Here is a 19,743-nt window from a genome sequence, read left to right as displayed (position 1 = left end):
CATCATGCCGGCATCTGCTGCAATTCGTTGCGCGAATCGGTGTCGCCGCCATCGGCAGGCATCATCGCGCGCTGTATCGTGGAACCGAGAGTCTCGACACCAACATCTCGGCGCTTGCCGGTGTCGCTTCCGAAATTGCGCCAAATAAAGTAATCACTGTTCGTCGGTTCCGTTTCGAGCGCATCGAACACGGAAGACATAGCAGGGACGTGATCGCCATAAAAACACAGGACCGTCGGCCGATTACGCCCGCGCAGATAGTCGGTCAACCTGCCGATCATCGCGTCCGCGTTTTCCACATGCCGAAGGTACGCGGTCAGGTCGAGCCAGCGTGCGTCGTCTCCTAGCGTGTGCCGCGATGAGGACTCCCCAGGGGAAACCGTCTCCAGATGCAAAGGGCCGTGATTTTCCATCGTGATCGCAAACGCAAACAGCGGTTTGTCGTCACTGGCCTGCAGGAGGGCGATGAGCTTGTCCGCTACCGCAAGATCCCCAACGTAAGGCCCCACACGAGACGCACCTTCGAAATGCTCAATGTCCAGAAAGCGGTCGAAGTGCATGTGCGCGAATGCCCGTCGACGGCCAAAGAAGTTCGCGTGGTACGGATGCAGGGCCACCGTGCGATATCCTCCGCGCCGGAAATAACCCGCCAGCGACGCGCACGCGCGGCGCACATACATATACGGATAAAAGCGCGCGTATCCAAGTTCGACCGACGTCAGGCCGGTGAGCATGGCGAATTCGCTGCGCATGGTATTCGCGCCCCAGGCCGGCACGGACAATTCGCCTTGCTCGAACGACTCGCGTTTTGCGCGATCGAAGTGCGCATAGGGCTCGCCAGACACGCATTCGCCGAGCCGGCGGGCGTCGAAATACGACTCGCTCTGAATGACGATGACGTCCGGATGAACGTCTGGGCGCCCGACCGAAAACGGGCTGTTAGCTTCGGCGCGAGTGAACGCGCGCCGTTGCGCACTGCTCAATCCGTTGATCAAATAGGCAACGGACGCCGAGAAAAAACCGAATCGGCGCTGGTCCGAAAAGGGTTGCAGCGTGAGCGGCAAGCGACGAGAAAGCGCGATGCACACTGGTAGACAAATCAATGCGACGACGGCCTCAGCCCATCTTTGCCGCAGCGCCACGGGACGTTCGGCAATGAACGCCCCCGCCGCTGCCCCTATTCCGACGAGCACGATGATGAGCTTGCCAAAACCAAGAAACGGCAAATAAAGACGCGGATGCGAGAAGACCTGGCTGAAAAGGCTCAGGTCGCTGAAGACCAGCGGTTCGCGCAGCGAGGCGTATTTGGCGTTGCCGACGACCGCGAGCAAGCCAATCAACACGAACGCGACGCCCATCGAAAATAACGGCCGCCCCGTCAGTGCGATGCAACCTGCCGTCACGGCAGCGAGCGCCGCCAGATGCAGCATCAGCGCGACAGGCGGCCTACGGAGCGACGATCTTGTGACAGAGATCGCTTCAACGGCGAAGGAGCATGCGACCATGGCGGCCGCGATCGTAATACCGTGCGGCACTTCACATATTCCGACGAGGGATCTGAAACAGGAGACCCAGGATTGCGTCACCGACAGCCGCTGGCAACAGGCGTAGTAACTTGAGGCCGAGCGTCAAACCGAAAGGGAAAGCGATTTCCACGCGACGCCGAGTCAGGCGCTTCTTGATAAACAAGGCGGCCTTTTCGGCGCTCCATATGAAGGGCTTGTTGCCAGGAAAAACGTCGCTCATCCCAGTTCGCACGAAGCCGGGCATCACGACTGAAATTCCAATATGGTCGCGTGCGAGAACCGGACGCACGGAATCGCAGTACGCCACGAGCGCGGCCTTGCTCACGCAATAGGCCGGCGAGATTGCCATCCCCCTCAATCCGGCGAGCGAACTGACAATCGCGATCTGGCCGCGCCGCCGATTCCGCATGCGCTCGATGGAAGGCAGCACTGCGTGCAAAGCACCGTAGAGATTGGTATCGACGACTTCGGCAGTCCGACTAACGCCTTCCCAGTCGTCAGATGAGCGGAGTGTGCTGGCAACGCCGGCATTGGCAATCAGCAAGTCGATTGGATGTCGCGAGTCGAAATCGAAGATCCACGCCTGAAGCGCCGCTGCATCACGGACGTCCACGCTGCCAACCACGACCTCGGCGCCGCGCGCGCGACACGCCTCGGCAACGTCCTCGAGACGTTCAGCGTTTCTTCCGATTAACCCTAGCGTGATACCGGGCGCGCAATAGCTTAAGGCCAGCGCACGCCCGAGTCCGGCACTACCGCCAGTGATAACGACTACACGCGGCACACTCGTTCTCACTCTTCCCCCGATCTCAAGCAATATTGTTTTGCCACGGTCTGTGAATGGAGTTATTTGCTTCTTTGCCGTGGTCGCACGGAATGAAACGCGCAGACCTTCATTGAAAAACATGCGAGGCCGGACAACCACTGTTTCCGCTAACGTCGATTTGAGCCAATCAAAACTTTGAAGTCGGAACGTCCGCTCTTGCAGCGCCGATCCTTTCACCGTCCTCTAGCGACGACACGGGAACATTCAATCCAGCGCAACACGGATAGTGCCGAGCGAAGAGACGTACTGAAAGAGACGAAAAGGCAAGCTTGTAAGCGCCGGCAGAATATTAGCGCAGGAAGATTCTTTCATACCATTACAGTTGACGAATATTTCTGTAAGAGTCGCGTCTTCACAACAGACGGAAAATTTCCAGTTGTTACAAGCCCAATCCATCGCCGCCCTCGCGTGAGCAATAAAAATTTCTTCTTGCTTGGGTCGCAAATATCTGCATCTTCAACTGTCCAGCTTTGCCGGTAGACATTGGCGGGCTTTTCCACTGAAGATCAATGCAGTAGTTCGCAAAGTGCAAAGATTATTTTTCAAAATGGCACCTGAATTTCCGTAAAAAAGCCAGCACCGCAAACGTTTGGTCATGCTCAAATGAAGCGAAAATAGTTCAATTGGGACAATTGTTAGAATAGGTTGGCGGCCTCAAATCTGAAGCGCAACACCTGTTTCGATCCGATTCATTCGCGATGCAACGCATTTCATGATTGGCCCAGCGGCACCCTTGTCGCAGTTCACATCGCTCACCGTAACGCTGGTATTCGCAACTGCGCGACCTACCGCGACCGGCTATCGTGTTGAACGACAATACCAGCGCGTCCGCCACGCTCGCCGCACTCTCGGTGGTTGATCGCGTCTCTCGCACTGTTGGCAGAGGACGTCGATCGTTTGCGCAAGCGCGATCGATTCGGCTTACCTCGAGGCCGGTTTCCACTCGTGGAGCGACGATCTGCGTATCCGATCCCACGTGCGTTATCTTGATGATCATCCAGTGCCTATTGGCGCCGGAGTAATTGGGAGGTGCCCGTGCCGATGTTCGCGCTTGACCTCGACTGAGTTTCCCGCGTGGACTCCATCGGCGAGTTGGCCCCTGGAGGCGCAGGCGCGAATACAATTAAACTACAGCGTTAGCCCCAGTTGTCGTTGGTTTCGTTCTGCGCTTGCGCGTCAAGACATGGCAAGACGAGGTCGCGATCAAATGCACTTCACGCAGAGAAGAGCTACAGGAATGCGATCGAGACACGCCGGCGTGGCGGCTTTCGTTGGGTGCCCACGGTTGCATGTGCGCACGAATCGACATGCACACTCAAAGCGGTCCCGCTTTCGGCACGCGCAGGACAGCGTCACCGCCTCTGTTTTAATGGCTCATGGCAGGTACCCTCGCCCGACGCCCAGTACACCGCAATAGCTTCTTCTTTCGGCACGAATTTCTTTCTCAACAATACATATAGGACCCGCACCTAAAATAGCGAAAAAGGTCCTCTGTAACCATGCGTGGCCATGGCGATCAGCATCGCGGACAGCGCCGGCAGCAATAGATCTAGTACTTTGTAGGCGTCCCAGTGCCATGGGAGCCAGCCAATCGCCCAGGTATAAGCGTGCGACTCGAAAGCAAGCAATTCTTCCTTATCCAAGGTTTCGAGTTCACACTCGAGTTTTTTGCGCGACCAATACCAGACGATTACGGCAAGGGCCCCCATTCGGAAGTCGAACAGTAGCCCAACCGGTATCTGCACCAGCAACCCTTCCAGACAGTGAGACAGGGACATGCGCCACCTTGCCGCCGCGAACCAGTCAAGTAGAGACGTCATTGGAATATCCTCCTTGTTCCAACATGCCAATGTGTCAAATTGAATTGGCTTCATCTTAACTGCACGTTGAGTTTCCGGGTTATGCGGTATTCCGATGCTATCGCGTGCCAACTGCCGTCATGCCCCCCGCGCCGATAGCCCGCGGACGTATGTGATTTAACCAGGCTGTGCCGACACCCGAATTATGCGCGCCAAGGTCGCGGATCAGATCGATCATGTCTTTTCTGACCGTCGAGTCGGCATGCGGTCGCAACGGGTACCCCGGCCTCCGGAGATACCACGAGTTGGAAGCGAAAGGTCCGCCTTCGGCCAGCCAGGTATTACCCTCCGCTGTAGGGTGTGGCACTCCCTCATCCGGGCGCGAGAGGGACTTGAACCGTCCTGAACAACGCGCTACTCAGGGCACACTACGGTATCTGCCGAGTTCTCGCCCCGGCTCGAAGCCCCTGCCCTTTCGGGCATGAGGCGAGATCTCCCAGGTAAAAGCGCACTCCTTCATCGCACAATCAACGCATCTACGCCATTTCGCCTTGCTCACTAAAGCTCCGCGATTTCGTACTTGCTCGCTCCGCTGGACAACGCCTTGCATACGGTTTTTGCTCATCGTCTCGCGATTCACGCTCCACGTCGGGTCTTGTCACTCGGTCACCCTCCTGCGGTTACGCTTCACTTCGTCCGCCGTGACCAGCTTATGGCGAGACTTGCACCAGCAGGAATGCGCCGATTCCGGGCGTACATGACAAAAGCCCCGCAAGAACTTTCATTCTTACGGGGCTTCTCTTTTGACGCTAAAGCGTTATCCGCCTACCGCGACATCATATTCATGCTGACGTTATGCAACACCCACAACGTCCCGCCAACCACGATCACAGCGGTCAGCACGGTGAACGCAAACGCCGTCACATTCCAGCGCTGCGACGACGACGTGTTCATATGCAGGAAGAACACCAGATGCACGAGGATCTGCACGAACGCGAGACCCGCGATCGCGAGCAACGCGCTCTGGCCCGTCAACGTGCCGGTCATCACGATCGCGAAGGCCGCGACGGTCAGAATGACGGAGAGCACGAAGCCCGCCGTATAGCTGCCGAAGCTGCCGTGACCGCCTTCCGAGTGTGCGCCATGGGCGCTATGACTATGGTCCATTTAGATCACGCTCGCAAGATAGACAAAGGTGAAAACGCCGATCCACACGACGTCGAGGAAGTGCCAGAAAAGGCTCAGGCACGTCAGACGGATCATGTCGCGTTCGGTCAGGTCGCGATGACGCATCACCTGCAGCGCCAGCACGACCATCCAGATCAGGCCGAACGTCACGTGCAGGCCGTGCGTGCCGACCAGCGTGAAGAACGACGACAGGAACGCGCTGCGGCTCGGACCCGCGCCTTCGGCGATCAGGTGCGAGAACTCGCGCATTTCCAGCACGAGGAACGCGAGGCCCAGCAGGAACGTCACGCCGAGCCAGCCGAGCAGCACGCCCTTGCGGTTCTTGTGCGCGCCGAGCATCGCGAAGCCGTACGTGATACTCGAGAGCAGCAGCATCGTCGTTTCAAGTGCGACGCCCGGAATCTCGAACAGGTCCTTGCCGCTCGGACCGCCCGCGAACTGGTGGCTCATCACCGCGAACACCGCGAACAGCGCCGCGAAGATGATGCAGTCGGTCATCAGGTACAGCCAGAAACCGAACACCGAGTGCGACGGCACATGGTCCGGCGCGAGTTGCGGCTCAACCGCAATTGTCTTCTGTAACATCAGTCCACCTCCAGCGCGACCTGCTTGCCGGCGCTTGCGCCGACACCGGCCACGGCACCAGCACCGCCGTTGCGATTCTCTTCAATCAGCGCGACAGTGTCGGCAGGAATGTAATAGCCGTCGTTGTCCATGAAGCTGTAGATGATCACGGTGGCGATCGCGCCGACCGCGCCAACGATCGCAAGCCACCAGATGTGCCACACACCGGCAAAACCGAGCACCAGCGAGAACAGACCCACCAACAGACCCGCGGACGTATTCGACGGCATGTGAATGTCGCGATACACCGGCACTTTCACACCGCCCTTGCGCGACTTCATTTCGGTAAACGCGTCGAGCGAGCGGACGTCCGGGATATGCGCGAAGTTATAGGCCGGCGGCGGCGAGCTCGTCGCCCATTCCAGCGTATGACCGTCCCACGGATCGCCCGTGAGATCGCGGTTTTCCGGCAGGTTGCGATCGCGGATGCTGACGACCAGTTGCAGCAACTGGCAAGCGATACCGATTGCGATCAGCACCGCGCCAAACGCGGCGGCGATCAGCCACGGATGCCATGCCGGGTTGTCGTAGTGGTTCAGACGACGCGTCATGCCCATGAAGCCGAGCACGTACAGCGGCGTGAACGCAACCCAGAAGCCAACCTGCCAGAACCAGAACGCGGCCTTGCCGATCTTCTCGTTCAACTTGAAGCCGAACGCCTTCGGGAACCAGTAGTTGAAGCCGGCCAGATAGCCGAACAGCACGCCACCGATAATCACGTTATGGAAGTGAGCGATCAGGAACAGGCTGTTGTGCAGCACGAAGTCCGCGCCCGGAATCGCCATCATCACGCCGGTCATACCGCCGATCGTGAAGGTCACCATGAAGCCGAGGGTCCACAGAATCGGCGTCGTGAATTGCAGACGACCCTTGTAGATCGTGAACAGCCAGTTGAACACTTTGACGCCGGTCGGGATCGCAATCACCATGGTCGCGATACCGAAGAACGCATTGACGTCGGCGCCCGAACCCATCGTGAAGAAGTGGTGCAGCCACACGAGGAACGACAGCACCATGATCGCGCACGTCGCCCACACCATCGTCTTGTAGCCGAACAACGGCTTTTTCGCGAAGGTCGCGACGACTTCCGAGAAGATACCGAACGCCGGCAGGATCAGGATGTACACCTCGGGGTGACCCCAGGCCCAGATCAGGTTCAGGTACAGCATCGCGTTGCCGCCGGCATCGTTTGTGAAGAAGTGCATGCCGAGGTATCGGTCCAGACCGAGCAGCGCGAGCGTGACGGTCAGGATCGGGAACGACGCCATGATCAGCACGTTCGTGCACAGCGCGGTCCACGTGAACACCGGCATCTTCATGAACGACATGCCGGGCGCGCGCATCTTCACGATCGTCACGAAGAAGTTCACACCGGTCAGCAAGGTGCCGATACCGGAGAGCTGCAAGCTCCACAGGTAATAGTCGACGCCGACACCGGGGCTGAACTGCAGTTCGGACAGCGGCGGATAAGCGAGCCAGCCCGTCTGCCCGAATTCACCGATCACCAGCGAAATGTTGATCAGGATCGCGCTGACGGCCGTCATCCAGAAACTCAGCGAGTTGATGAACGGGAACGCGACGTCGCGCGCGCCGATCTGCAGCGGCACGACGAGGTTCATCAGACCGACCATGAACGTCATCGCCATGAAGAAGATCATGATGACGCCGTGCGCGGTGAAGACCTGATCATAGTGATGCGGCGGCAGAAAGCCAGGGCTCAGGTACGACAGCGCCAGCTGCATACGCATCATGATCGCGTCGGCGAAGCCGCGCAGCAGCATGATGAACGCAACGACGATGTACATGACGCCGATCTTCTTATGATCGACGGACGTCAGCCATTCGCTCCACAGGTAGCGCCATTTGCCGAAATACGTGATTCCGCCGAGCACGGCCAGCGCGGCGAGCACCATGCCGCCGCCCGCCGTAACGATGATGGGCTCGTGATACGGAATCGCATCGAGCGTTAGTTTTCCGAACATGCGTTACCCCTTCGGCGCACAGTTGGCGTCCTTCAAGTTGTCGATGACGTTGCCGTTGTTGTAGCGGGCAATGATGTTGTTGAAGAGCTTCGGATCGACGGTCGAGAAGTACCGGACCGGGTCCTTTTCGCTCGGCTCCGACACCGCGTGATAGCGGTCCATGTCGAGGCGGTCCGACGAAGCGCGCACCTTCGCAACCCACGCGTTGAAGTCTTCAGGCGACGTCGCGAGCGTGCGGAACTTCATGTCCGAGAAGCCCTTGCCGCTGAAGTTTGCCGCGAGGCCCGCGTAGTCGCCGGCGTGATCCGCGATCAGATGCAGGCGCGTCTGCATGCCCGCCATGGCGTAGATCTGGCCGCCCAGCTGCGGGATGAAGAACGAGTTCATCACCGTGTCCGACGTGATCCGGAAGTTCACCGGCGTGCCGACCGGGATCGCGAGCTGGTTCACCGATGCGATGCCGAGGTCCGGATAAATGAACAGCCACTTCCAGTCGAGTGCGACGACTTCGACGTTGATCGGCTTGACCTGCGACTCGAGCGGACGATACGGATCGAGCTCATGCGTGCTCTTCCAGGTCAACACGGCGAGGAACAGAATGATCAGCGTCGGAATCGTCCAGACAGCGACTTCGATTGCGGTGCTATGCGTCCAACCCGGACGGTACTCGGCGTTCCGGTTCGACGCGCGATAACGCCACGCGAAAAACAGAGTCAACGCAATGACGGGCACCACGACGATCAGCATGGCCCACGTCGAAGTCGCGATCAGATCACGCTCCGCGAGTCCCACACTGCCCTTCGGATTCAGAATATCGAGGTTGCTGCAACCCGAAAGCAGCAACATGAGGCTGGCGGAAATGAAACTTGCCGGCCTTCCTAGCGTCCGTCCTTTCATATCCACTGCCTCGTTTTTTTGGCTTCAACGAACGTCATTCGACGGCTCTCCATTAATAAGCGCTCGCATAATAGGGGGGCATCGGATGCTAATAAACACTCGATTTAGCAACGAACTATTGCGTCGCGACGCAGTGCGACACGTTGCCGCATTTCCCCGCGCACCCTATTCACCAGCGTCGTTTGCGACGCTTCGAAACGAAGCATCGAAAAGCTCACGCATCGCGAAAGTCCCCTGAAATAAGCGCTAAAAATCGCTGGACGCGCAGCGGTTTTCGACGTACTGCAACACGCATGCATTCACAAAGGGATTGATAACGACGCGCAAAAGCGCAAAAGCGTCGCCGCATCCTGACGCGCGGGTGCGACACCGACTCTTGCGCTCTGTTCTTTTAACCCGGAGTCTGCGTGGCGACGGGAGCCGGTCCGGGCGCCGCTGCCTGCAGATGCTCGCCGCCTTCCGTCGGCACCGAGTCCGAAGGCAGCGCCGAGCGTTCCGATTGCGCGAGTAGCGTGCCGACCGACGGATCGATCGCATCGGTGAACGGCTTCGGGTCGAGACCGATCGCGAGCACCAGCAGCGCCAACGCACCGAGCAGCACGAACTCGCGCTTGCCGAGGTCCTTCAGCTTCGCCACGCGCGCGTTGGCGATCGCACCGAAGATCACGCGCTTGTACATCCACAGCGTATAGGCCGCGCTCAGGATCAGGGTGGTCGCGGCGATCGCACCGATCCAGAAGTTGAAGCGGATCGCGCCCATCAGCACCATGAATTCGCCGACGAAACCCGACGTGCCCGGCAGACCGATGTTGGCCATCGAGAACAGCATCACGAAAGCGGCAAAGCGCGGCATCGTGTTGGCGACGCCGCCGTATTCGGCGATCGACGCGGATTTCGTGCGATCGTAGAGCATGCCGGTGCACAACAGCATCGCGCCGGACACCACGCCGTACGAGATCATCTGCACGATTGCGCCGGACTGGCCGAAGCGGTTGAAGACGAACAGACCGAGCGTGACGAGGCCCATATGCGCGACCGTCGAATACGCGAGCAGGCGGCGCATGTCGGTCTGCACGAGTGCGAGCAGGCTCGAATAGATCACCGCGACGAGCGACAGCGTGATCATCATCGGCGCGAAGAAATGGCTCGCTTGCGGCGCGATCGGCAGCGCGAAACGCAGCAGACCATAACCGCCGATCTTCAGCATGCCGATCATCACCGCGGCGCCCGTCGGGCCGTCGAGGTGCACGTCGGGCAGCCACGTGTGCAGCGGCCACATCGGCACCTTCACGCCGAACGCGGCAAGGAAGCCGAGGAAGATCAGCGCCTGCGGCACCATGTCGAGGTGCGCTTCGCGCCACACGGCGAGGTCGAAGCTATGCGTCTGGCTATACAGGTAGAGCAGCGACATCAGCATCATCAGCGAGCCGAGGAACGACACGAAGAAGAACTTCACCGCCGCATACGTGCGGTTCTTGTGACCGTAGGTGCCGATCAGCAGATACAGCGGGATCAGCGTCGCCTCGAACGCAATGAAGAACATCATGCCGTCGAGGGACGTGAACACACCCTGCATGAAGCCCGACAGCATCAGGAACGCGCCGAAGTACTGGGCGGTGCGCTGCGTGATCGACTCCCACGACGCGATCACGATGATGATCGTCGTCAGCGCGGTCAGCGCGACCAGCCACAGCGAAATCCCGTCGATTCCCACATGCCATGCGATATCGAACGTCGGCGACCAGCGGACATTCTCGACGAACTGCATCGAGGTCACGTCGTTACGGAAACTCGCCACGAGCGGGATCACCGGCAAGAAACCCGCCACCGCGCCGATCAGCGCGAGCCAGCGCGTGCGATCACGCGCCGCGTCCGACCCGGCGCGCAGAACGACGAACCCGGCGACGATGGGGATCCAGATGAGAAGACTTAGGAGAGGCAATGGCATGTGCTCTGTCAAAACTTGAAGTACAAAACGCCGCGTCAACACCCCCTGAAACAAGCAGGCATTGAAATGGAAATGTAAGTTGGAGTTCGCTGAAATTGACGCGTGGCGGGATTCCCGCTACACGTTTACCCGCAGCCGACTGACCAAGGGTGGGAGATTACCAAGATAAGAATAATTTTGCATCGCAACAGCCGCGAAATCCGCGCCACAATACATTGTTGCGACGTAGGCGCTTGCAAAATGCATCGAAATGTGCGCTTGCACATTGTTACAAAGGCGTCGTTAGGCCTTGGCAGTTTGGCAGCAAAAGCTGGCAATTAGCCGGAGGTTGGCCGCTGTTAGACATTCGCTGTTTATGGGGCTGGTTCGACTGGAACGGATCGTGCTCTCGAGTGCTTTTTGACGGTCGGGCACGAGCGGCAACCAAACAAAAATTTGCCGCGTCGGCGATAAAAAAATTTTGGTGCGGGCGGTCTAAACCGACCGGCGAGGAGGTCGCGAGCGGTGCCGCGCGCCTCGATCAAGGTGCGCTGAAAATGTTCCACTCCAGGCGCACGAATCTTCCGTTTTCCTTACACAGGCCAGCGCCGCGCCATGGTAACTGCTGCAGAAACTCGCGCGGCGAGGCACACTCAATTCGCGCAGCGGGCTCCCCTCGCCCGACTCCTTTTCCGGACCTCCTCGCATGGCGCTTCGTGACGACGTCGTATCCGCACTCGAATGCCGCGGCCTGAGCAAGCGGTACGGCACCGGCCGCATCGTGCTCGCGCAGCTCGACTTCACACTCGCTGCGGGCGAGTTCGTCGCGATCATGGGCGACTCGGGCGTCGGCAAGTCGACATTGCTCAACCTGATCGCCGGGCTCGACCGCGCCGATAGCGGCAGCGTGCTAATCGACGGACGCCCGGTCGAACAACTCGACGACAACGCCGCGACGCGACTGCGGCGCCAGAAGCTCGGCTTCGTGTTCCAGGCGTTTCACGTGCTGCCGCATCTGACGCTCGCGCAGAACGTCGCGCTGCCGCTGCTGCTCAATGATCTACCGACGGCCGCCGCGCTCGACATGCTCGCGGCGGTCGGCCTCGGCGGACGCGGCGACGACTTTCCGCGCGATCTCTCCGGCGGCGAGTTGCAGCGTGTAGCCATTGCACGCGCACTCGTGCATCGTCCGACGCTGCTTCTCGCCGACGAACCGACCGGCAACCTCGACCCTGCCACCGCGCGCGACGTGCTCGGCCTGTTCCGCGCGCAAAGCAAGGCGACCGGCGCGGCGACGATCATGGTCACGCATTCGGAGGCCGCGGCCGCCGTGGCGGACCGCGTGTTGATCCTCAGCGAGGGCGGCTTGCATGGCGCGCGCGATAAGGCCGCGAACGTCGCGCACGCCGCGGCCCGCTCGACCCACGATGGCCGTTGACCTTCGTCCACTGCCGCGCGCGCCGGGATATCGTGTTCTCGCGCGCTGGCTGATGGTCGCGGAATGGCGCAGTCATCGCGGACGCGCACTCGTCGCCATCGCGACGATCGCGCTAGGCGTCGCGCTCGGCTACGCGGTGCAATTGATCAACAGCGCCGCCTTCAACGAATTCTCGGCGGCTGCGCGCAGTCTGTCAGGCGAAGCGGATCTGCAGGTGCGCGGCGCGCAGCCTTTTGTCGACGAGTCCCTCTATCCGCGACTCGCCAACGAACCGGGCGTGGTGCTGGCGAGTCCCGTGCTCGCGCTCGACGTCGCGGTGCCGGGCCGCACCGGTGCACTGCCCGTTCTCGGCATCGATGTCTTCAAGGCGAGGTCGATCACGCCCGATCTGATCGGCGTGCCCTCGCCCGATCGCCCGTTCGACACGCTCGCCTCCGATGCGATATTTCTGTCGACGGCCGCGCAGCAATGGCTGAACGTCAGGACCGGCGATGACGTCACGCTACGCAGCGGTACGTCGGATCTGCATCTGCGCGTCGCGGGCGGGCTCGTGCGCACGCGGCCGGGTCAACGGCTCGCGGTGATGGACATCGCCGCCGCGCAATGGCGATTCGGCAAGGTGGGCAAGCTGACGCGCGTTGACGTGCAACTCGCACGCGGCGTCGATCGGCAACGCTTCAAACGCGATCTGCAACAGCAGCTCGGCAGCACATGGGTAGTCGCCGAGACGCGCGACACTGAGAGCCGCACCGATCGCCTGTCGCGTGCTTACCGGATCAACATGAACGTGCTCGCGCTGGTCGCGCTGTTCACGGGCGCATTCCTCGTGTTTTCGACTCAGGCACTCGGTGTCGTGCGACGCCGATCGCAATTCGCGATGCTGCGCGTGCTCGGGCTCACGCGCGCTCAGCTATTGCGGCAGATCCTGCTCGAAGGCGCGCTGCTCGGGTTGCTCGGCTCGTTGTGTGGACTTGCGCTCGGCTACGCGATGGCCAGCGGTGCGCTGCGCTTCTTCGGCAGCGATCTCGGCGGCGGCTATTTTCCGGGCGTGCAACCGCGAGTCGGTTTCGAGCCGCTCGCGAGCGCGGTGTTTCTCGCGCTCGGGGTCGCGGTGTCGGTGTTGGGCAGCGTAGCGCCCGCTATCGACGCGGCGCGCGCACGGCCTGCCCCGGCACTCAAGGCCGGTGCCGAGGAAAGCGCATTGGCGCGGCTCGCCACGCCGTGGCCGGCGTTCGGCTGTTTGCTGGCGGCCGCCGCGCTGACGCGCGTGCCGCCGTGGTTCGATGCGCCGATCGCCGGTTATCTGGCGGTCGCGTTGCTGCTCGTCGGCGGCATTGCGCTGATGCCGCGCGTGACCGCGCTGATATTCGGCGCGGCAGGCCGCGCGCGCGGCACGCGACGCCGCGCGGGCGCGACGGGCACGCTCGCGATTGCGCGTCTCGCGAATGCGCCGGGGCAGGCGTCGATCGCGATGGGCGGCGTGCTGTCGAGCTTCGCGCTGATCGTCGCGATGGCGATCATGGTGGCCAGCTTCCGCGTGTCTGTCGACGACTGGATCACGCATCTGCTGTCCGCCGATCTGTATGTGCGCGTAGCGTCGGGCGGCAATAGCGGCGACAGTGGCGGCTTGCGGCCCGACGAACAGACGCGCATCGCGACGGTGCCCGGCATCGGCAACGCCGCGTTCGCGCGCATCACACATCTGACGCTCGATCCCGCGCGCCCGGACGTCGCGCTGCTCGCCCGCGAAATCGACGCGACCGATCCGGGCGCGACTCTGCAGATGACCGGCGCGGTGCTGCCGCCGTCCGCGCTTCGCGCCGGCGACATACCTATTTGGGTCTCCGAAGCAATGATCGACCTGTATGGGTATGAGTTAGGTCAACGTGTGCGGTTGTCGCTCGGCGAGCATGGCCAGACGTTCGTCGTAGCCGGCGTCTGGCGCGACTACGCGCGGCAGAGCGGCGCGATCCAGATACGGCTTGCCGATTATCGGCGGCTGACCGGCGACTCCACCGCAACCGATGTCGCCGTGACCGTCGAGCCGGGCGTGACTGTCGAACGCGTCGTCGCAAGTTTGAAGGCGCTGCCGTTCGGCGCTTCGCTCGAGGTGTCGCAACCGGGCGAGATCCGTGCGCGCACGCTGGTGATCTTCGATCGCAGTTTCGCGGTCACGTATCTGCTCGAGGCGGTGGCGATCGTGATCGGATTGTTCGGCGTCGCAGCGACGTTTTCCGCGCAGACGCTCGCGCGCGCCCGTGAGTTCGGGATGTTGCGCCACGTCGGGGTGACGCGCGCGCAGATTCTCGCGATCCTCGCTTCGGAGGGCGGTCTGCTTACCGCATGCGGCATTGCGCTCGGTTTCGCGCTTGGTTTCGCGATCAGCCTGATTCTCGTGTTCGTCGTCAATCCGCAGTCGTTTCACTGGAGCATGTCGCTTCATGTACCGTGGTTAGTGCTTGGCACAGTCGCGTTGGTAATGCTGGTGCTGTCGTGTACGACGGCGGTAGTCGCGGGACGCGGCGCGGTGTCGGTGGATGCAGTGCGCGCGGTGAAGGAGGACTGGTGATGCCAGTTGCGCGGCGTGCGTGGAAAATGCGGTTGATCTGGGATAGCGCGGCTATTCGCCAGGTTTGCTCTGCGCTTGATGGCTGCGCGACGTGCATCGCGCGCCGACACGGCGGGTCACCTCCGCGGCGCCTTCAGCTTTTTTTCCGAGGGCTACTTTGGATTGGCATAGCCGCTGTGTCGCCCTCTTTCGCCGCTAGTAGCGACTCCACTGGATCCACCCCGGTCGCCTTCGCGGCAGTCACGCCAGACCATCCGATCTCGTTTCCGCGGGACAGCGGTGCTCATCCGGCTTTCCGCACCGAATGGTGGTACGCGACAGGCTGGCTCACGACGCCCGACAACCGACCGCTCGGATTCCAGATCACGTTCTTCCGTACGGCGACTGGTCACGATGCCGCCGATCCCGGCGATTTCGCCCCGTCGCAACTGATCATCGCGCACGCTGCGCTGAGCGATCCGGCCATCGGACACCTCGTTCACGATCAACGCATCGCTCGGCAGGGTCTCGGGCTCGCCTACGCGAAGACCGCCAACACCGACGTCAAACTCGACGCCTGGAAAATGATGCGCGCCGCGGACGGCCACTACGACGTCACCGCCGATGCAAGTGGATTCTCGCTACACCTCCAACTCACGCCAACGCAGCCTCCGCTGATTCAGGGCGAGCGCGGTTACTCGCGCAAAGGACCGCGGCCCGAACAGGCGAGCTATTACTACAGCGAACCGCAACTCCGCGTGACGGGCACTGTGGTGCGCCCAGCCGGAGGTGGAAACGACACAACGCGCGATGCAGCAGTGACGGGGACCGCATGGCTCGATCACGAGTGGTCGAGCACGTTGCTCGACGCCAATGCGGTCGGATGGGATTGGCTCGGCGCCAATTTGACGGACGGCTCGGCGCTAATGGCGTTCAAGATCCGCAGCCGCGACGGACATGCAATATGGGCCCACGCGACGCTTCGCAGACCCGATGGTCAGGTAACGAATTTCGACCCCGGTGAAGTCGACTTCACGCCGCGTCGCATGTGGCGCTCGCCGCACACGAATACTTCGTATCCGGTCTCGATGACGGTTAGAGCGGGAACGCTGACATGGCAACTCGATCCGCTGATGGACGATCAGGAACTCGACTCACGACAGTCGACCGGTGCCGTGTACTGGGAAGGCGCGGTACGGGTGAGTCAACAGAATGCGGATGTAGGGCGAGCCTATCTGGAACTGACGGGTTACGCGGATGCGTTGCGGATCGGAAAGTAGTGAAGCGCGCAAAGTCGGCCGCGTAAACGCAGAAACCCCACCGCGGCGGGTGGGGTTTCTGACTGGGGGGGAGCCTGACGATTACCTACTTTCACACGGGCAATCCGCACTATCATCGGCGTGGAGTCGTTTCACGGTCCTGTTCGGGATGGGAAGGGGTGGGACCGACTCGCTATGGTCATCAGGCATGACGGGTTGCTGCGTCGCAGGGTTGGAGTCAACCGGTTGCGCCACAGCCAATCGGGAAGAAGCGTAAAGGATTCGGGTGGGGGGTTGTGTTGTTTCTGGCACAACACTGAATCCCAACCGTGCGTTTCTGCTGGCTCCCGCGGGAGTTCACACCAATCCCCTTCGGGGATCGGACCGGCGTCAGTGCTCAGGCACTAACGCCGGTCGAGACACACCTGTTATAGGATCAAGCCTTACGGGCAATTAGTATCAGTTAGCTCAGTACATTACTGTACGTGCACACCTGACCTATCAACGTCCTGGTCTTGAACGACCCTTCAAGGGGCTCGAAGCCCCGGGGATATCTCATCTTAAGGCGAGTTTCCCGCTTAGATGCTTTCAGCGGTTATCTCTTCCGAACATAGCTACCCGGCGATGCCACTGGCGTGACAACCGGTACACCAGAGGTTCGTCCACTCCGGTCCTCTCGTACTAGGAGCAGCCCCCTTCAAATATCCAGCGCCCACGGCAGATAGGGACCAAACTGTCTCACGACGTTTTAAACCCAGCTCACGTACCTCTTTAAATGGCGAACAGCCATACCCTTGGGACCGGCTACAGCCCCAGGATGAGATGAGCCGACATCGAGGTGCCAAACACCGCCGTCGATATGAACTCTTGGGCGGTATCAGCCTGTTATCCCCAGAGTACCTTTTATCCGTTGAGCGATGGCCCTTCCATACAGAACCACCGGATCACTATGACCTGCTTTCGCACCTGTTCGACTTGTCAGTCTCACAGTCAAGCACGCTTATGCCATTGCACTATCAGCACGATTTCCGACCGTACCTAGCGTACCTTCGTACTCCTCCGTTACACTTTGGGAGGAGACCGCCCCAGTCAAACTGCCTACCATGCACTGTCCCCGACCCGGATCACGGGCCAAGGTTAGAACCTCAAACAGATCAGGGTGGTATTTCAAGGACGGCTCCATTGAGACTGGCGTCCCAACTTCATAGCCTCCCACCTATCCTACACAGACCGGTTCAAAGTCCAATGCAAAGCTACAGTAAAGGTTCATGGGGTCTTTCCGTCTAGCCGCGGGGAGATTGCATCATCACAAACACTTCAACTTCGCTGAGTCTCGGGAGGAGACAGTGTGGCCATCGTTACGCCATTCGTGCAGGTCGGAACTTACCCGACAAGGAATTTCGCTACCTTAGGACCGTTATAGTTACGGCCGCCGTTTACCGGGACTTCAATCAGGAGCTTGCACCCCATCATTTAATCTTCCGGCACCGGGCAGGCGTCACACCCTATACGTCCACTTTCGTGTTTGCAGAGTGCTGTGTTTTTATTAAACAGTCGCAGCCACCAGTTTATTGCAACCCTTTCACCCTTCTGGCGCAGGCCAGTCAGGCTATGAGGGCGTACCTTATCCCGAAGTTACGGTACCAATTTGCCGAGTTCCTTCTCCCGAGTTCTCTCAAGCGCCTTAGAATACTCATCTCGCCCACCTGTGTCGGTTTGCGGTACGGTCACTGTGAAACTGAAGCTTAGAGGCTTTTCCTGGAACCCCTTCCAGTTGCTTCGCCACCGAAGTGGCTCGCCTCGCACCCTTGAATTGCGCGCCCGGATTTGCCAAAGCGCCTTCTCCAATGCAAGGACCGGGACTTCCAACACCCGGACAACCTTCCGCGATCCGTCCCCCCATCGCATTTCACAATGGTGCAGAAATATTAATCTGCTTCCCATCAGCTACGCATTTCTGCCTCGCCTTAGGGGCCGACTCACCCTACGCCGATGAACGTTGCGTAGGAAACCTTGGGCTTACGGCGAGGGGGCCTTTCACCCCCTTTATCGCTACTCATGTCAGCATTCGCACTTCCGATACCTCCAGCACACTTTCCAGTGCACCTTCGCAGGCTTACGGAACGCTCTCCTACCATGCACATTACTGTGCATCCGCAGCTTCGGTATATGGCTTAGCCCCGTTACATCTTCCGCGCAGGACGACTCGATCAGTGAGCTATTACGCTTTCTTTAAAGGGTGGCTGCTTCTAAGCCAACCTCCTGACTGTTTTAGCCTTCCCACTTCGTTTCCCACTTAGCCATATTTGGGGACCTTAGCTGGCGGTCTGGGTTGTTTCCCTCTTGACACCGGACGTTAGCACCCGATGTCTGTCTCCCGTGATTGCACTCTTCGGTATTCGGAGTTTGCTATGGCGTAGTAATCCGCAATGGACCCCACAACCATGACAGTGCTCTACCCCCGAAGGTGAGACACGAGGCACTACCTAAATAGTTTTCGGAGAGAACCAGCTATTTCCAGGTTTGTTTAGCCTTTCACCCCTATCCACAGCTCATCCCCTAACTTTTCAACGTTAGTGGGTTCGGTCCTCCAGCACGTGTTACCGTGCCTTCAACCTGGCCATGGATAGATCACCTGGTTTCGGGTCTACACCCAGCGACTGGACGCCCTGTTCGGACTCGCTTTCGCTACGCCTGCCCTAATCGGTTAAGCTCGCCACTGAATGTAAGTCGCTGACCCATTATACAAAAGGTACGCCGTCACCCCGCTTTAAGCGCTCTCGCGCTTAAATCCACTTCAAGCGCGCAGTGGTCATGTTTCAGACTTGATGTCTTTTGACGCATTCATTTCATGAATGCGCCGAAAGCGCTTAAAGCGGGGCTCCGACTGTTTGTATGCATGCGGTTTCAGGATCTGTTTCACTCCCCTCCCGGGGTTCTTTTCGCCTTTCCCTCACGGTACTGGTTCACTATCGGTCGATCACGAGTATTTAGCCTTGGAGGATGGTCCCCCCATCTTCAGACAGGATTTCACGTGTCCCGCCCTACTTCTCGTACACCCAGTTCTTCCATGCTGTTTTCGTCTACAGGGCTATCACCTGCTATGGCCGCACTTTCCAGAGCGTTCGACTAACAATACAGATAACGTGTACCGGCTGATCCCATTTCGCTCGCCACTACTCTGGGAATCTCGGTTGATTTCTTTTCCTGCGGTTACTTAGATGTTTCAGTTCACCGCGTTCGCTTCACGTAGCCTATGGATTCAGCTACGGATACTCCATTAGGAGTGGGTTTCCCCATTCGGACATCTCCGGATCAATGCTCGTTTGCCAGCTCCCCGGAGCTTTTCGCAGGCTACCGCGTCCTTCATCGCCTGTGATCGCCAAGGCATCCACCACATGCACTTGTTCGCTTGACCCTATAACGGGTGTGTCTCTGTGTCGACCCACGTTAGCGCTTTGTAATGGTCTAATTCCCTCGGACAGGTCGATAGGAGGACAATCCGGAATCGACGAGGAACAGAGCTAGATGACAAGGAAGCGCCGACAATTCGATGCCAGCTTCAAGCTGGAAGTGGTGAAGATGATACGAGACCAAGGCTTGTCGGTGGGCGAGGTTTGCCGGTCGATGGACCTTGGCGAGACGGGGGTACGGCGCTGGCTGGCGCAGTACGACGCGGAATGCGCGGGCGGTGCTGGCGCGGGCAAGCCGCTGACGGCCGAACAGCAA

Annotated in this window: 12 protein-coding genes and 2 rRNA genes (1 of these 14 only partly in view); 4 read left to right on the top strand and 10 right to left on the bottom strand. The window is 59.9% G+C overall.

Annotated elements, in window-relative coordinates; genetic code table 11:
- Nucleotides 1–2: 2 nt before the first annotated feature.
- From OKW30_RS31380 to OKW30_RS31345, 8 genes are all read right to left on the bottom strand, one after another.
- Nucleotides 3–1,535, bottom strand: coding sequence for an LTA synthase family protein (locus OKW30_RS31380; RefSeq protein ID WP_429348519.1), 1,533 nt, complete (start codon nt 1,533–1,535; stop codon nt 3–5).
- A 1-nt stretch (nt 1,536) separates the two neighbouring features.
- The gene (locus OKW30_RS31375) at nt 1,537–2,322 is read right to left on the bottom strand and encodes an SDR family NAD(P)-dependent oxidoreductase (protein ID WP_184073015.1); all 786 of its coding nucleotides are present in this window, start codon (nt 2,320–2,322) and stop codon (nt 1,537–1,539) included.
- Nucleotides 2,323–3,821: 1,499 nt separating this feature from the next.
- Nucleotides 3,822–4,226: a hypothetical protein gene (locus OKW30_RS31370; protein WP_429348518.1), complete on the bottom strand. Its 405-nt coding sequence runs from the start codon at nt 4,224–4,226 to the stop codon at nt 3,822–3,824.
- Nucleotides 4,227–4,976: 750 nt separating this feature from the next.
- Nucleotides 4,977–5,318 carry a cytochrome o ubiquinol oxidase subunit IV gene (gene cyoD / locus OKW30_RS31365; protein WP_090805900.1) on the bottom strand — a complete coding sequence of 114 codons (342 nt, stop codon included), beginning with the start codon at nt 5,316–5,318 and terminating at the stop codon, nt 4,977–4,979.
- A complete protein-coding gene (cyoC, locus tag OKW30_RS31360) occupies nt 5,319–5,924 on the bottom strand; it encodes a cytochrome o ubiquinol oxidase subunit III (protein WP_018425052.1) in 606 nt (201 codons plus the stop codon).
- Nucleotides 5,924–7,945 (bottom strand): cytochrome o ubiquinol oxidase subunit I, encoded by a 2,022-nt coding sequence (gene cyoB / locus OKW30_RS31355; protein ID WP_184072891.1) that lies wholly within the window; start codon nt 7,943–7,945, stop codon nt 5,924–5,926. The genes cyoC and cyoB overlap by 1 nt, the downstream gene beginning before the upstream one ends.
- Before the next feature lie 3 nt (nt 7,946–7,948).
- Complete coding sequence (cyoA, locus tag OKW30_RS31350; RefSeq protein WP_187629045.1) at nt 7,949–8,842, bottom strand: ubiquinol oxidase subunit II; 894 nt, start codon at nt 8,840–8,842, stop codon at nt 7,949–7,951.
- Between the two features lie 391 nt (nt 8,843–9,233).
- Nucleotides 9,234–10,790, bottom strand: a complete 1,557-nt coding sequence (locus OKW30_RS31345; RefSeq protein ID WP_429348517.1) for a complex I subunit 4 family protein — start codon at nt 10,788–10,790, stop codon at nt 9,234–9,236.
- Between the two features lie 685 nt (nt 10,791–11,475).
- Here OKW30_RS31345 and OKW30_RS31340 point away from each other — a divergent pair.
- From OKW30_RS31340 to OKW30_RS31330, 3 genes are read left to right on the top strand one after another with little or no spacing between them, the layout of a single operon-like run.
- The gene (locus tag OKW30_RS31340) at nt 11,476–12,207 is read left to right on the top strand and encodes an ABC transporter ATP-binding protein (protein WP_184072885.1); all 732 of its coding nucleotides are present in this window, start codon (nt 11,476–11,478) and stop codon (nt 12,205–12,207) included.
- Nucleotides 12,197–14,776 carry an FtsX-like permease family protein gene (locus OKW30_RS31335; protein WP_429348516.1) on the top strand — a complete coding sequence of 860 codons (2,580 nt, stop codon included), beginning with the start codon at nt 12,197–12,199 and terminating at the stop codon, nt 14,774–14,776. Before OKW30_RS31340 ends, OKW30_RS31335 begins: the two co-directional genes overlap by 11 nt.
- A 26-nt stretch (nt 14,777–14,802) precedes the next feature.
- Complete coding sequence (locus OKW30_RS31330; RefSeq protein WP_429349200.1) at nt 14,803–16,035, top strand: lipocalin-like domain-containing protein; 1,233 nt, start codon at nt 14,803–14,805, stop codon at nt 16,033–16,035.
- 72 nt (nt 16,036–16,107) lie between these two features.
- Here the strand turns inward: OKW30_RS31330 and rrf are convergent.
- Both rrf and OKW30_RS31320 read right to left on the bottom strand, forming a co-directional pair.
- Nucleotides 16,108–16,221, bottom strand: a 5S ribosomal RNA gene (gene rrf / locus OKW30_RS31325).
- Nucleotides 16,222–16,446: 225 nt separating this feature from the next.
- A 23S ribosomal RNA gene (locus tag OKW30_RS31320) occupies nt 16,447–19,432 on the bottom strand.
- 110 nt (nt 19,433–19,542) lie between these two features.
- Between OKW30_RS31320 and OKW30_RS31315 the strand changes: the two genes are divergently transcribed.
- Nucleotides 19,543–19,743, top strand: a protein-coding gene (locus OKW30_RS31315; protein ID WP_429346789.1) for an IS3 family transposase (it continues 977 nt past the right edge of the window). Within the gene, nt 19,543–19,743 belong to an annotated coding region that runs on past the window's edge; the region does not span the whole gene.

Source organism: Paraburkholderia sp. Clong3 (genome assembly GCF_050436485.1).
Lineage (GTDB): Bacteria > Pseudomonadota > Gammaproteobacteria > Burkholderiales > Burkholderiaceae > Paraburkholderia > Paraburkholderia tuberum.
This window is presented reverse-complemented; position numbering and strand designations above follow the sequence as displayed.

Coding starts and splice junctions, on each gene's coding strand:
- cyoB (WP_184072891.1), bottom strand. CDS start 7,945: ATGTTCGGAAAACTAACGCTCGATGCGATTCCGTATCACGAGCCCATC.
- cyoC (WP_018425052.1), bottom strand. CDS start 5,924: ATGTTACAGAAGACAATTGCGGTTGAGCCGCAACTCGCGCCGGACCAT.
- cyoD (WP_090805900.1), bottom strand. CDS start 5,318: ATGGACCATAGTCATAGCGCCCATGGCGCACACTCGGAAGGCGGTCAC.
- OKW30_RS31345 (WP_429348517.1), bottom strand. CDS start 10,790: ATGCCATTGCCTCTCCTAAGTCTTCTCATCTGGATCCCCATCGTCGCC.
- OKW30_RS31330 (WP_429349200.1), top strand. CDS start 14,803: ATGCGGTTGATCTGGGATAGCGCGGCTATTCGCCAGGTTTGCTCTGCG.
- cyoA (WP_187629045.1), bottom strand. CDS start 8,842: ATGAAAGGACGGACGCTAGGAAGGCCGGCAAGTTTCATTTCCGCCAGC.
- OKW30_RS31335 (WP_429348516.1), top strand. CDS start 12,197: ATGGCCGTTGACCTTCGTCCACTGCCGCGCGCGCCGGGATATCGTGTT.
- OKW30_RS31340 (WP_184072885.1), top strand. CDS start 11,476: ATGGCGCTTCGTGACGACGTCGTATCCGCACTCGAATGCCGCGGCCTG.
- OKW30_RS31370 (WP_429348518.1), bottom strand. CDS start 4,226: ATGAAGCCAATTCAATTTGACACATTGGCATGTTGGAACAAGGAGGAT.